The organism is Marimonas lutisalis, assembly GCF_005434965.1.
GTDB lineage: Bacteria > Pseudomonadota > Alphaproteobacteria > Rhodobacterales > Rhodobacteraceae > Marimonas_A > Marimonas_A lutisalis.
Genome location: NZ_SKCI01000001.1, coordinates 139,973 through 153,509, shown reverse-complemented (window position 1 = coordinate 153,509; position 13,537 = coordinate 139,973). Strand labels below are relative to the sequence as shown.

The 13,537-nt window shown below is 65.6% G+C and carries 15 protein-coding genes; 9 read left to right on the top strand and 6 right to left on the bottom strand.

Annotated features, from left to right (window positions below; genetic code table 11):
• Positions 1 to 5 precede the first annotated feature (5 nt).
• Complete coding sequence (locus E0501_RS00740) at positions 6 to 2,285, bottom strand: NADP-dependent malic enzyme (RefSeq protein WP_137699446.1); 2,280 nt, start codon at positions 2,283 to 2,285, stop codon at positions 6 to 8.
• 144 nt (positions 2,286 to 2,429) lie between these two features.
• Between E0501_RS00740 and E0501_RS00735 the strand changes: the two genes are divergently transcribed.
• The 6 genes from E0501_RS00735 to upp are packed head-to-tail and all read left to right on the top strand — an operon-like array spanning position 2,430 to position 8,031.
• Positions 2,430 to 3,518, top strand: coding sequence for a cupin domain-containing protein (locus E0501_RS00735; protein WP_137699445.1), 1,089 nt, complete (start codon positions 2,430 to 2,432; stop codon positions 3,516 to 3,518).
• Positions 3,515 to 3,910, top strand: coding sequence for a cytidine deaminase (locus tag E0501_RS00730; RefSeq protein ID WP_137699444.1), 396 nt, complete (start codon positions 3,515 to 3,517; stop codon positions 3,908 to 3,910). The genes E0501_RS00735 and E0501_RS00730 overlap by 4 nt, the downstream gene beginning before the upstream one ends.
• A complete protein-coding gene (locus E0501_RS00725; RefSeq protein ID WP_137699443.1) occupies positions 3,910 to 5,214 on the top strand; it encodes a thymidine phosphorylase in 1,305 nt (434 codons plus the stop codon). The genes E0501_RS00730 and E0501_RS00725 overlap by 1 nt, the downstream gene beginning before the upstream one ends.
• The gene (locus E0501_RS00720) at positions 5,214 to 6,419 is read left to right on the top strand and encodes a phosphopentomutase (RefSeq protein WP_137699442.1); all 1,206 of its coding nucleotides are present in this window, start codon (positions 5,214 to 5,216) and stop codon (positions 6,417 to 6,419) included. The genes E0501_RS00725 and E0501_RS00720 overlap by 1 nt, the downstream gene beginning before the upstream one ends.
• A complete protein-coding gene (locus tag E0501_RS00715; protein WP_137699441.1) occupies positions 6,416 to 7,402 on the top strand; it encodes an adenosine deaminase in 987 nt (328 codons plus the stop codon). Before E0501_RS00720 ends, E0501_RS00715 begins: the two co-directional genes overlap by 4 nt.
• Positions 7,399 to 8,031 carry a uracil phosphoribosyltransferase gene (upp, locus tag E0501_RS00710; protein ID WP_137699440.1) on the top strand — a complete coding sequence of 211 codons (633 nt, stop codon included), beginning with the start codon at positions 7,399 to 7,401 and terminating at the stop codon, positions 8,029 to 8,031. The genes E0501_RS00715 and upp overlap by 4 nt, the downstream gene beginning before the upstream one ends.
• 4 nt (positions 8,032 to 8,035) lie before the next feature.
• Here the strand turns inward: upp and E0501_RS00705 are convergent, their stop codons facing one another.
• Complete coding sequence (locus E0501_RS00705) at positions 8,036 to 8,596, bottom strand: TetR/AcrR family transcriptional regulator (RefSeq protein ID WP_137699439.1); 561 nt, start codon at positions 8,594 to 8,596, stop codon at positions 8,036 to 8,038.
• An 88-nt stretch (positions 8,597 to 8,684) separates the two neighbouring features.
• On the opposite strand from E0501_RS00705, the gene E0501_RS00700 reads away from it, so the two are divergent.
• Both E0501_RS00700 and E0501_RS00695 read left to right on the top strand, forming a co-directional pair.
• Positions 8,685 to 9,149, top strand: a complete 465-nt coding sequence (locus tag E0501_RS00700) for an MAPEG family protein (RefSeq protein WP_137699438.1) — start codon at positions 8,685 to 8,687, stop codon at positions 9,147 to 9,149.
• 269 nt (positions 9,150 to 9,418) lie between these two features.
• Entirely contained in the window at positions 9,419 to 10,918 is a 1,500-nt protein-coding gene (locus E0501_RS00695; RefSeq protein WP_137699437.1) for an SPOR domain-containing protein, read from the top strand.
• A 73-nt stretch (positions 10,919 to 10,991) separates the two neighbouring features.
• On the opposite strand, the gene E0501_RS00690 is transcribed toward E0501_RS00695, so the two are convergent.
• On the bottom strand, positions 10,992 to 11,366 hold the full coding sequence (locus tag E0501_RS00690) for a hypothetical protein (RefSeq protein ID WP_137699436.1): 375 nt from the start codon (positions 11,364 to 11,366) through the stop codon (positions 10,992 to 10,994).
• 94 nt (positions 11,367 to 11,460) lie between these two features.
• Here E0501_RS00690 and E0501_RS00685 point away from each other — a divergent pair, with 94 nt between their 5' ends.
• The gene (locus tag E0501_RS00685; RefSeq protein WP_137699435.1) at positions 11,461 to 12,228 is read left to right on the top strand and encodes an alpha/beta fold hydrolase; all 768 of its coding nucleotides are present in this window, start codon (positions 11,461 to 11,463) and stop codon (positions 12,226 to 12,228) included.
• A 6-nt stretch (positions 12,229 to 12,234) separates the two neighbouring features.
• On the opposite strand, the gene E0501_RS00680 is transcribed toward E0501_RS00685, so the two are convergent.
• The 3 genes from E0501_RS00680 to E0501_RS00670 form a co-directional block, all read right to left on the bottom strand.
• Complete coding sequence (locus E0501_RS00680; protein ID WP_137699434.1) at positions 12,235 to 12,420, bottom strand: CTP synthetase; 186 nt, start codon at positions 12,418 to 12,420, stop codon at positions 12,235 to 12,237.
• A 136-nt stretch (positions 12,421 to 12,556) separates the two neighbouring features.
• Positions 12,557 to 13,048: a cytochrome b gene (locus E0501_RS00675; protein ID WP_161594519.1), complete on the bottom strand. Its 492-nt coding sequence runs from the start codon at positions 13,046 to 13,048 to the stop codon at positions 12,557 to 12,559.
• A 66-nt stretch (positions 13,049 to 13,114) separates the two neighbouring features.
• A complete protein-coding gene (locus E0501_RS00670) occupies positions 13,115 to 13,534 on the bottom strand; it encodes a MarR family winged helix-turn-helix transcriptional regulator (RefSeq protein WP_137699432.1) in 420 nt (139 codons plus the stop codon).
• Positions 13,535 to 13,537: the final 3 nt, after the last annotated feature.

Below are 13,537 nucleotides of genomic sequence, written 5' to 3'. Positions count from 1 at the left end.
TTGCCTTACCCGTAATGCTCCACCGGCGTGCCCGCGACCGCAGCCATGTTCAGCAACCCGCGCGGCGTGATCGACGGCGTTACGATATGGGCGCGGTTGCCCATGCCCATCAGGATCGGCCCCACTTCAAGACCCCCGGCTTTCATCTTCAGGATGTTGCGCGTGGCCGAGGCCGCATCGGCATGGCCGAAGATCAGCACGTTGGCCGCCCCCTCCAGACGCCCGCCGGGCAACAGCCGCTCGCGCAGCTCCGGGTCCAGCGCCGCATCCACGTTCATCTCGCCCTCATAGGCGAAATCGCGCGGCGCGCTGTCCAGGATCTCCAGCGCCGCGCGCAGCCTCTGCCCCGAGCCCTCGGCCTGGTTACCGAACTGCGATTGCGAACACAGCGCCAGCTTCGGCTCGATCCCGAAGCGCCGCACATGCCGCGCCGCACCAATCGCGATCTCGGCCAGTTGCTCGGGCGTGGGCAGGGAATAGACATGCGTGTCTGCGATGAAGAGCGGCCCGTCCTCCAGGATCATCATGCTCAGCGCGCCATGCGGGCGCAGGCCACCCTGCGCCAGAACCTGGGACACGTAGTTCAGGTGCCAGCGATATTCGCCGAACGTGCCGCAGATCAGGCTGTCGGCCTCGCCGCGATGCACCATCACCGCGCCGATGGCGGTGGTGTTGGTGCGCATGATCGCCCGCGCGATATCCGGCGTCACGCCCCGTCGCGCCATCAGGGTGTGATAGCTGCCCCAATAATCGCGATAGCGCGGGTCGTTTTCCGGGTTCACGATCGCCACGTCGCGCCCCGGCCGGATCGCCAGCCCGGCGCGCTCGCAGCGCCGCTCGATCACCTCGGGCCGACCGATCAGGATGGGCGTTTCGGTGGTTTCCTCCAGGATCGCCTGCGCGGCGCGCAGCACGCGCTCGTCCTCGCCCTCGGCGAACACGATCTTGCGGCTGGCGGTGCGCGCGGCATCGAAAACCGGCCGCATCAGCAGCGCGGACTTGAAAACAGACTGGTTCAGGCATTCGCGGTATTCGTCGAAATCGGCAATCGGCCGGGTCGCCACGCCGCTTTCCATCGCGGCCTTCGCCACCGCGCTTGAAACTACGCCCACCAGGCGCGGATCGAACGGCTTGGGGATCAGGTACTCGGCGCCAAAGGTCAGATGCTCGCCCTTATAGGCCGCTGCCGCCTCGGCGCTGGTCGTCGCGCGCGCCAGCGCCGCGATCCCTTCGATACAGGCCAGCTGCATCTCGTCGTTGATCTCGGTCGCGCCCACGTCCAGCGCGCCGCGAAAGATGAACGGGAAACACAGCACGTTGTTGACCTGGTTGGGAAAATCGCTGCGCCCGGTGGCGATGATCGCATCCGGCGCCACCGATTTCACCTCTTCCGGCAGGATCTCGGGCGTGGGGTTGGCCAGCGCAAAGACAATCGGCTGCGGAGTCATCTTCGCCACCATCGCGGGCGTCAGAACCCCCGGCCCCGACAGGCCCAGGAACAGGTCCGCCCCCGTGATCACCTCATCGAGCGTGCGCAGATCGCTCTTCTGCGCATAGGCCGCCTTCTGCGGGTTCATGTCCACGTCGCGGCCATCGTAGACCAGCCCGTGAATGTCGCACAGCCAGACGTTTTCGCGCTTCACCCCCAGCTTCAGCAGCATGTTCAGACAGGCAATCCCCGCAGCGCCCCCTCCGGTGGACACGATCTTGATCTCCTCGAACCGCTTGCCCGCCACGTGCAGCGCGTTGGTCGCCGCCGCGCCCACCACGATTGCGGTGCCATGCTGGTCGTCGTGAAAGACGGGGATGTTCATCCGCTCGCGGCACAGTTTTTCGACGATGAAGCAATCCGGCGCCTTGATATCTTCCAGGTTGATCGCGCCGAATGTCGGCTCCAGCGCGCAGACGATATCGGCCAGGCGCTCGGGGTCGGGCTCGTTCACCTCGATGTCGAAACAATCGATCCCGGCGAAATTCTTGAACAGAACCGCCTTGCCCTCCATCACCGGTTTGCTGGCCAGCGCCCCGATATTGCCCAGCCCCAGCACCGCCGAGCCGTTCGAGACCACCGCCACCAGGTTGCCGCGCGCGGTATAGCGCGCCGCATTGGCCGGATCGCGCCCGATCTCCAGGCTCGCCTCGGCCACGCCCGGGGAATAGGCACGGGCCAGGTCGCGCCCGTTGGCCAGCGGCTTCGTCGCCCGGATCTCCAGCTTCCCGGGCTTGGGGTGCTCGTGATAGAACAGCGCCGCCTGGCGCAGGGTTTCCTTGGGGTCGGACGACATGTGTGGCCTCGCGGTTTCGGCATTAGTTTAGTATTAAACTACTTCTTCGACGCTGGAAAGCGCCTGTTTCATTCCAACACCCTCACCGCCGTCTTGCAATTGGGTAAAACCCGGCCCAGACTTGGCGCCCAAGAGGGTGACACGATGACAGAAACACGCGCCGAAATTCGCCTGCCAACGCAGGATGTCCGCGACGATATTCCCTTTTATACCAAAACCTTGGGCATGCGGATGGACATGATCTATCCCGCCGATTCCCCGCGCATCGCGGTGTTTTCCGGCCACGGGCTGCGCCTGCGCATCGAAAAAGACGCGCCCGAAGCCCCCGGCACGATCCGCATCCTTACCGACGATCCCGGGGGATTCGCCGATGGTCAGCGCAGCCTGACCGCGCCCAACGGCACCAGGATCGAGATCGAGGAGCTGAACCCGCCGCTCGTCGTGCCTGCCACGCTGCATTCCTTCGTCGTGCGCCGCCTTGCCGATGAAGCTCCCTGGATCATCGGCCGCGCCGGCATGCAGTACCGCGACCTTATTCCCGACCGGCTCGGCGGGTCGATCATCGCCTCGCATATCCGCATTCCCGATGCCGGCCCGGTGCCCGACATGGTGCATTATCACAAGGTCGGCTTTCAGCTCATCTTCTGCGTCTCCGGCTGGGTTGACGTGCTCTACGAAGACCAGGGTGGCATGCGCCGCCTTTATGCCGGCGATTGCTTCATCCAGCCGCCCGAGATCCGACACCGGGTGATGGAGGCCAGCGAAAACCTGCAGGTGATCGAGATCGGCGTGCCTGCCGAGCACATCACCGAGATCGACCACGAGATGACTCTGCCCACCCCCGACTATCGCCCCGAGCGCGAATGGGATGGCCAGAAATTCGTCCACAACATCGGCAAGGAGGCCGAGTGGGGCCCCGCCCCCCTGCCCGGCTTCATTGCCCGCGACACCACCATTGCCGAAAACACCCGCAACGTGGCCGGCGTCTGGGTGCTGCGCCCCGGCGCGGGCGATCCGCACTGGACCAGCCACGATGCAGACATTCACTTCACCTACGTGATGTCCGGCACCGTCACGCTGGAGGGCGAAGGCCGCGACCCGCATCAATTGCAACAGGGCGATGCCTTCGTTATCCCGCCGGGGATGAAAACGCGCCTCTCCGCCCCCTCGGACGATCTGGAACTGCTTCAGGTCGCGCTGCCCGGCGAATTCAAAACACAGGTAGACGAATGAGCGACGATCTTCTTCATGCCGCGCGCGAAGTGCGCGAAAACGCCTATGCCCCCTATTCGCATTTCAAGGTCGGCGCGGCGGTGCGGGGCGCCTCGGGCACGGTCTATGCCGGCTGCAACGTCGAAAACGTCTCCTATCCCGAAGGCACCTGCGCCGAGGCCGGCGCGATCGCCGCACTGATCGCCGCCGGCGAAACCGAGCTGACCGAGGCGCTGGTCATCGCCGATGCCCCGCACCCCGTGTCGCCCTGCGGCGGCTGCCGCCAGAAACTGGCCGAATTCGCCCGCCATGACGTGCCTGTCACCATGACCACCACCAGCGGCGATAGCATGACCGTCACCATCGGCGATCTGTTGCCCGCCGCCTTCGATCAGAGCCACATGGACCGCTGATGGACGCGCGGCGCATCATCGCCAAGCTGCGCGACCGTGAAACGCCCACCCGGGACGAACTGCAATGGTTCGCCCGGGGGCTGGCCGATCATGGTGTATCAGACGCGCAGGCCGGGGCGTTTGCCATGGCCGCACTCCTGAACGGCCTCGACGAGGAAGGCCGCGTCGCGCTCACGCTGGCGATGCGCGACAGCGGCGACGTGCTGGGCTGGTCTCTCGACAAACCCGTGCTCGACAAGCATTCCACCGGCGGCGTGGGCGATTGCGTCTCGCTCCTTCTGGCCCCGGCGCTCGCGGTCTGCGGCGCCTATGTGCCGATGATCTCGGGCCGGGGGCTGGGCCATACCGGCGGCACGCTCGACAAGCTCGAAGCGATCCCCGGCTTCACCACCGATCTTGAAGAGGCGCGCTTTCGCCGCGTGGTCTCGGATGCCGGCGCCGCCATTGTTTCGGCCTCGGCCCATATCGCGCCGGCCGACAAGCGCCTCTATGCCATCCGCGACGTGACCGCCACGGTCGAAAGCCTTGATCTCATCACCGCCTCGATTCTGTCCAAGAAACTCGCCGCCGGGCTCGAAGGGCTGGTGCTCGACGTCAAGGTCGGCTCGGGTGCCTTCATGAAAACGCCCGAGGACGCCCGCGCGCTGGCCACGTCGCTGGTGGACACCGCCAATGCCGCGGGCTGCCCTACCACCGCAATCATCTCGGACATGAACCAGCCGCTTGTCCCCTCGCTCGGCAACGCGCTCGAAGTGGCCGAGGTGATGCGCACGCTGACCGGCGGCGGTAGCGGCCCGCTGGTGCAGCTCTGCGCGGCATTGGGCGGCGTTTTGCTGGCCAATGCCGGGCTGGCCGATGACGTCGAGAACGGCGCCAACGCCATCGCCGCCAGCATCCGCGACGGCCGCGCGGCCGAGGCCTTCGGCCGCATGGTCGCGGCCCAGGGCGGCCCGCTCGGCTTTGTCGAAAACTGGTCCCGCTTCCTGCCCGAGGCCACCGTGATCCGCGAAGTCACAGCCCCCCGCGCGGGCCACATCACCGCTTATGACGGCGAGGCGCTTGGCCTCGCCGTCGTGGGCCTCGGCGGTGGGCGGCAGGTGGAAACCGACGTGATCGACCCTTCGGTGGGCCTCTCGGACCTGCTGCCGCTCGGCACGAAACTGGCCAGGGGCCAGCCCCTCGCCCGCATCCACGCGGCGCGCGAAGACGCCGCCGCCCGGGCCGAGGCCGAACTTCTCGCCGCCATCACCATCGGCTCCGCGGCCCCCGAAACCCCGCCGCTCATCCACGAAAGGATCGGCTGATGCCGCGCGCCTTCCTGATCGTGATGGATTCCGTGGGCATCGGCGGCGCGCCGGACGCGGCGCAGTATTTCAACAATTCCACCCCCGATACCGGGGCCTGCACCGTGGGCCACATCGCGCAGGCCTGCGCGCGCGGCAGGGCCGACACGGGCCGCGCGGGCCCGCTCCACATCCCCACCCTCGCCGCGCTCGGCCTGGGCGAAGCCGTGAAACTCGCCTCCGGCCTCGACTCCGGCCTGCCACCCGCCACCACCGGCCTCTGGGGCGCAGCGACTGAGGCCAGCCGCGGCAAGGACACGCCCTCGGGCCACTGGGAAATCGCCGGCGTCCCGGTGCCCTGGGACTGGCACTATTTCCCCGACACGCAGCCCGCCATCCCCGATGATTTGCTCGCCCTCATCCGGCAGGCGGCGGGCACCGATGGCACGCTCTGCAACGCCCACGCCTCGGGCACCGAGGTGATTGCGCGTTTCGGCGCCGAGCACATGAAAACCGGCTGGCCCATCGTCTACACCTCGGTCGACAGCGTGCTCCAGATCGCCGCGCACGAAGAAACCTTCGGCCGCGACAGGCTCCTGCAGCTCTGTGAAACCGTCGCGCCGCAGTTTCACGCGCTGAAACTGGGCCGCGTCATCGCCCGCCCCTTCGTGGGCCAGCCCGGCCAGTTCACCCGCACGAAATACCGCCGCGATTTCGCTATCGCGCCGCCCGCGCCCACGCTCCTTGACTGGGCGCAGGCGGCGGGGCGCGACACCCACGCCGTGGGCAAGATCGGCGATATCTTCTCGATGCGCGGGGTGGGCAGCAGCTGCAAGGGCACCGATGCCGAGCTGATGGACTGCCTCGCGAACCACATCGACAGCGCCGCCGACGGGTCGCTCACCTTCGCCAATTTCGTCGAATTCGATACCAATTTCGGCCACCGCCGCGACGTGGCCGGCTATGCGCGCGCGCTGGAATGGTTCGACGGCGAAATCGCCCGCCTGCTGCCGCGCCTGCGCACCGGCGACATGATGCTCATCACCGCCGATCACGGCAACGATCCCACCTGGGTGGGCACCGACCACACCCGCGAACGCGCGCCCGTGCTGATCGCCGGGCGCGGCACGGGCAGCCTGGGCCATGTCGGCTTTGCCGATATCGGCGCCAGCCTGGCCGATCACCTCGGCCTTGCCGAACGCGGCGCAGGGTTAAGCTTCCTATGAGCTGGCGCGATGTCTCCAAACTCGAACTTCACCTGCATCTCGAAGGCGCGGCGCCGCCCTCGTTCATCCGCGGCCTGTCGCGGGAAAAGTCCATCGACATCTCGCGCATCTTCACCGAAAAAGGCGGCTATGCCTTCCACGGCTTCACCCACTTCCTGCAGGTCTATGAGGCCGCGACCTCGGTGCTCACCACCCCGCGCGATTACGGCCGGCTCACCGCTGCCGCGCTGGAACAGGCCGCCGAGAACGGCGTGGTCTACATCGAAACCTTCCTTTCGCCCGATTTCTGCGGCGGCGGCGATCTGCATGCCTGGCGCGACTACCTGGCCGAAATCGAGGACGCCGCGGCCGAGGCCGAGAAATCCCACGGCATCATCCATCGCGGCATCATCACCTGCATCCGCCATTTCGGCCCCGACGCGGCCAAACCCATCGCGCTCTGCGCCGCCGAAACCGCAGGCGATTTCATCCGCGGTTTCGGCATGGGCGGCGATGAAACCGTGGGCCGCCAGGGCGATTACGCCTGGGCCTTCGACTGCGCGCGCGAAGCGGGCCTGCATCTCACCACCCATGCCGGCGAATGTGGCGGCCCCGAAAGCATTCGCGAGGCGCTGCGCGACCTGCAGGTCGAGCGCATTGGCCACGGTGTCGCCGCGCATGCCGATCACGCGCTGATCGACATCCTCGCCGAACGCGAAATCACGCTCGAGGTCTGCCCGGGCTCGAACGTTGCGCTCGGGCTTTTCCCGTCTTTCGCCACCCACCCTCTGGCCAAGCTGCGCGAGGCCGGGGTAAAGGTGACCATATCCACCGATGACCCACCGTTCTTTCACACCTCGATGACGCGTGAATACGAAGAACTGGCCCGGGCCTACCGCTGGGGCGAAGAGGACTTCGCCGAACTGAACCGAAACGCCCTCGCCGCTTCCTTCTGCGACGATGGCACCCGCGCCCGCGTGCAGAAGATACTGGAGGCCACATGAAACAGCACCTGACCATCGTCGATCACCCTCTGGTCCAGCACAAGCTGACAATCATGCGCGAGCGGGATACTTCCACCGCCGTCTTTCGTCAGCTGCTGCGCGAAATCAGCCTTCTGCTCGCCTACGAGGTCACCCGCGAACTGCCGATGACCACGAAATCCATCGAAACGCCCCTGTGCGAGATGGACGCGCCGGTGATCGCCGGGCGCAAGCTGGCGCTGGTGTCGATCCTGCGGGCGGGCAACGGCCTGCTCGACGGTATGCTCGAGCTCATCCCCTCGGCCCGCGTCGGCTTCATCGGGCTCTACCGCGACGAAGAAACCCTTCAACCGGTCGAATACTATTTCAAGGTGCCCGAGCAACTCGACAAGCGGCTGGTCATCGCCGTCGATCCGATGCTCGCCACCGGCAACAGCTCGGCCGCCGCCATCACCCGGCTGAAACAGGCCGGCGCCACCAATATCCGCTTCCTCTGCCTGCTGGCCGCGCCCGAAGGTGTCGCCCGCATGAAAGAGGCGCACCCCGATGTGCCCATCGTCACCGCCGCGCTGGATGAACGCCTGAACGAAAAGGGCTATATCGTTCCCGGCCTGGGTGACGCGGGCGACCGGATGTTCGGCACGAAATAAGGCGCTACGCCGACAATCGCGCCTTGAGCGCCGCGATGGCATCCCCCGCGCCGTGTTTCAGCGGGTCGTTCAGCGCATCGGCCAGCGCGAACATCATCACCAGCCCCAGCACGGCGGCATGAACGGCCAGCGCCCCGGCACGGTCGCCGTCCAGGTGCCGGGCCAGCGCCGCGTAAAGCCTGTCGGTCACCGGGTGCACCTCGTCTTTCAGCGATGGCGCGTCTTGGCGCTGTGGCGTCATCTGCGGCGCCAGGTACATCATCCGGAACCGCTCGAGGTCGGCCAGGTGAAACCGCGCCACCGCATCGACAAAGGCGCCAATGGCCGCCGCCCGTCCCGTCACGCCCTCCAGCGCAGCGATGGCCACGTCGGCCTCGGCCTCCAGCGCGGGCAGAAACAGCGCGGCCAGAAGATCGCGCTTGCTCGGATACCAGTAAAGCACCGCCTGCTTCGACCGGCCCAGGCGGCGGGCAATGGCATCAAAGGACAGCCCCGCCACGCCGTCCGTGACCATGATCTCGCGGGCGATCTCGACAATCCGTGCCTTGGTGTTCTGCTGGGTCATCCGGGCGCTCGCTTGACACACTTACCACCGGTAAGTTATTTCACTTACCAACGGTAAGTAAAGACCGAATCCGAAGGATGCCACCGACATGACGTTGCTCAGCCTGCAGAACCCCGTGTTCGAAGCCTACGTGATCGCCGCCGCATTGATGGTGCTGAAGCTGATGGGACAGGGCTGGATGACGGTCTACCGGATGATGAAGACCAGCTCGGGCATGGTCAGCCCCGAAGACCTCAGACCGGGCCTGCTGAACACGGCGCCCAGCCCGGACCAGTTGGAGATCAACGATTATGTCGACCGGTCGCGCCGGATGCATCGCAATGATCTGGAAAACATCCCCGGCTTTCTTTTCGCCGGCCTGCTCTTCGTGGTGGCCGATCCGGCTCTGTGGCTGGCGCAGGCGCTGTTCTTCGGCTTTGTCGCCGCACGGCTGGGGCATTTCTGGGCCTATGCCACCGCGCAATCGCACGAGGTTCGCGCGACCTTCTACACCATCGGCTCGCTCATCGTGATCTACCTGGCCGCCGCCGCGCTCTGGGCCGCGCTGACCTGACGGTTTCGCGCCCGCCCCGCAGGCGCAGGCGGACAACCGTACGATGAATTAACCTTAACGCGCGTTAACCCGCGGCTTTTCCAGCGGCAGCCGGATGTCAGCCGGCCGGTGCACGCATGTCACCCCCCGGATTTCGACCGTGCAGTGGCGTTAACCTTTGACGTTTTCGGCGAAAAAACCTGTGGCTCGACCGTTGCGTTAACGGAAACGCGCTTTACTCGTTAGTCCAGATTTGGCACAGTCACCCCCACATCTTGTGGGGGCAAGTCATGAAGATCCAGAGATATATCGTAATTGGTGCTGCTGTCGCGACAATGGCACTCTCCACCGCCAACGCCCAGTCGCTGCGCGACGCCGACATCCCGGCCGAGTTCCCGCCCGCGTCCTTCAAAGGCAAACAATACGTCGACAGCCGCGGCTGCGTCTACATCCGCGCCGGTATCGACGGCCTGACGAACTGGGTGCCGCGCGTGTCGCGCGACCGCAGCGTCCTGTGCGGTTATCAGCCCACATTCGCAAAGACGGAAGCCCCGAAACCCGACGAGAACCGCCTGGACAAGGCCGAGAAAATCACCGCACCGGCCGAGACCGAAACGGCGCAGGCACAGCCCGAAACGGAACCGGCGCCCACGGTGCGCCCGATGGCCAAGCCCGCCGAGGCCGCAGCCGCCACACCCGCGCCAAAGCCTGAAGCCAAGCCCGCACCGCGCCGCGCCACCGCACCGAAGCCGGCCCCGGCGCGCGCAACCCGCAAGACTGCAGCTGCCCCCAGGGCAACGGCCCCCGCCGCGGTTGCAGCCGCGCCCGCCCCGGCTCCGGCCGCCGTCCCGCAGAAGACGCGCAGGATCACACGCAAGGTGGCAGTCACCGACTGTACGAATGTCACAGGCATCAGCCGCTATTACGCAGGTGTCGGCCGCGAATCCGGCGTCGTGCGCTGCGGGTCGCAGACTGCTCCGATCGGCAACGTCATCCGCCGCGAAGACGTGATCGTCATGCGTAACGGCAAACCGGTTACGGTGAAGAAACGGGTCGTGCGCCGCCAACCCGTTGCCGTCACGGTGCCGGCGCCGCAGCCTGCTGCGACACGCGGCACGACCCGGCGCGTGAAGGCCAGCGATCTGCCGCCCAACACGCGCATCGTGCCGCTGCATGTCTACAAGCAGCAGCAGGCCGCGCGCCTGAACGGCGAAGGTCTGAAGATCCCCAAAGGATACCGCGCTGCCTGGGACGATGACCGCCTGAACCCCAAGCGCGCGCATCAGACGATCGACGGTGTGCTGAAAAGCGGCCTGGCCTGGACCAACACGGTACCGCGCAGGCTTTATGAACGCGAAACCGGCCGCGTCGTCACGCATCTCTACCCGGGGCTGAAATACCCTTACCACACCTATGCTGAAATGCAGGACGCAGGATACTCGATCTCGACCAAGGGGCCGCTGCGGGAAACCCGCACGATTGGCAGCCTCTTCCGTAAATCGAAACCCGCCGCGGCCCGCGTATCGACAAAGACAACCCCACGCAAACCCGCCGCGACGGCACAGGCAGGGCGCTACGTCCAGGTTGGCACCTTCGGTGATGCGGCCAACGCGCAACGCAGCGCGGCACGCCTGCAGAAGCTGGGATTGCCGGTCCGGATGGGCAAGTACACCAAGGGCGGACGCGAGTACCGGATCGTCATGGCCGGTCCCTTTAGCGGCGACCAGATCGGCGGCGCGCTCGGCAAGGCGCGCAGCGCAGGCTTCCGCGACGCTTTCGTACGCAAGTAACGCAAACCCGTGAGAGACAAAATGGGCCGGTGCATTGCGCCGGCCCGTTTCTTTTGCCGTGCGCGGTGATGCGTCAGATCAGGCCACGCCACTTCAGGAAACCAATCACAAGCGCCGCGAAAAGCAGAAGATTGAATGACAGGCTGCCCAGCAGGTTCAGGATTGCGCCCTTGCGGCGGTCCTTCGGATCGATCTCCTTGAGATGCGCCTTGATACGGCGATGCGCGGCTTGCACTCTGGCCAGATCAATACGGCGGGCCAGCTTGGGATGCGCGCCCAGCGCCAGGGCCTCGCCGATCAGGCGCGCATCGCGGTGCACCCACTTCGGCAGGCGGCGGCCAGCGCGCGCCACGCGCGCCGGAACATCGCCCTTGCGCAGACCCAGCTTCTCGCCCAGCAGGGCTTCGAGTTCATCGGTCATCCTAGCAAGCGTTGCCGACTCGGTCATCTTCGATCCTCCGCGCGCCAGATTATCCGTGCGGGCGGCGGGGCTCAACAACTTGGCGCTGGCCCCCCGCAAAACCGCGCTGTATCAAGCCCGCATGCTCAACACGATCACTCACGGAACCCCAACCGATGCGCCACCGCTTCTGATTGCGCACGGGCTCTATGGTTCGGGCCGGAACTGGGGCGTGATCGCCAAACGTCTCTCGGATGAACGCCACGTGATCGCGGTGGACATGCGCAACCATGGCCATTCGCCCTGGTATGACACGCACAGCTACCCTGAACTGGCCCGGGACCTGGCCGAGGTAATCGAAACACTCGACGGACCCGCCGACGTGCTGGGCCATTCGATGGGTGGAAAGGCCGCGATGGTTCTGGCCCTGAGCCGGCCTGAGCTGGTCACCAGCCTGACCGTCGCCGATATCGCGCCGGTGTCCTATGGCCATTCGCAAATCCAGTACATCGAGGCGATGCGCAAGGTCGATCTATCACGGGTCGAGAAGCGCTCGGACGCCGCCGCCCAACTTGCCCCGCTCGTTGACGACCCCGCTTTGGTGCCGTTCTTTCTGCAATCGCTGGACATCAAGGCGCAACGGTGGCGCTTCAATCTCGACACGCTGGCCCGCGATATGGACAAGATCCTGTCATTCCCGGCAGAAATCACCGGCCCGTATGAAGGCCCGACCCTGTTTCTTTCCGGGACCGAGTCACACTATGTCACGCAGGAATACCGCCCGCGCATCAAGGAACTGTTCCCTGCGGCCAGATTTGCGAAGATTCCCGGCGCGGGCCATTGGCTTCACGCCGACAAACCGCGCGAATTCGAGGCCGCCGTGCGCGGCTGGCTGAACGCGATCGGCTGAACCCGCTCAGGCGTTGTTGTAAACCGCCTTGGCCGCGTACCAGCTGACCGGAATCGAGATCACATAGCCGATCAGCGCCGCAAGAAGCAGCGGTTTCATCGTCGTCATGCCCATGGTCAACGCGACCACCATGGCGCTGCCGGCAAGGGTCGCGCCCAGGAAAAGATGCATAACAAGAGCCAGAACCAACATCGCAATACCCTTTCGTTTCGATGCCTCGCACGTTCACACGGCAGTCTGCTTCGAACCGGGATCGTTGTCCTTGATCTGCATCAGAAAAACATGTGTGGGCGAGGTATCTTTTCCCGCCCAGCCTTGTGTGCCGTCGTCAACCCGCCCTACCCGGCGTGCGCATCCGGTTCATCAGGTTCGTTTTCAGCACGAACTGATGATACAGCGCGCCGACGACGTGCAGCGCCACCAGCGCCAACAGGATCGCCCGCATCACCTCATGCGCCTCGGCCGCGGCCTCGGCCCCGCCGAACCAAGCAACCGCACCACTGACCGGCATGCCGATCATCAGAACGTAAAGCCCCAGATGGGTCACGTGCGCCAGCATCTTCATCGCCGCCGGTTCCTCGGCGGGCAGGGGTGGCGCACCCACGCGCAGGCGCAACCCGATCCGCAGCACCACCAGCAACAGGATCAGCATGCCGCCCGCGACGTGCACAAAGACCAGCGGATCGAAGGCAACACTCCCACCGTCCTCGATCACGTCCCAGGCCTCGGACATGGGTTCATGCAGCACGTATTGCAGGGCGATCAGGATAAAGACCAGCCAGTGCAGGCGAATCTGGGCACGGGTATAGGGTATGGGCATGGCTGCCTCCTTCATTCGATCATTATGAATTCATACGTGCCGGTCCGGGTATTCCGTCACCGAAATTCATGTCAGCTTGCGCAATAAATCCAGAAATACGGCGCGCTCTTCGGCACGCAGCGGTTGCAAGGTTTCCTCGGTCACCTTGCGGCCTACCTCGGTCATGCGCTCCAAAAGCGCTGCACCCTCGGGCGAAAGCGAAATCAGCATGCGCCGCTTGTCCTCGGCATCGGGCTCGCTCAGCGTCAGGCCCTTCTGGCGCAGCCGGTCCACCACGCCCTTGATGGTGGCCACATCCATCGCCGCCAGCCGGCCCAGCCGGTTTTGCGAAACCTTGCCCTGTTCGCCGATCCGCACCAGGGCGGCAAACTGCATCGCAGTCAGCCCCTCCAGCGTATGCGCCTGAAAGATCGCTGCATGGCGCTGGCTGGCCAGCCGCATCAGGTATCCCACCTGATCGTCAAGGATATACGGATCTTTCGCCATCGC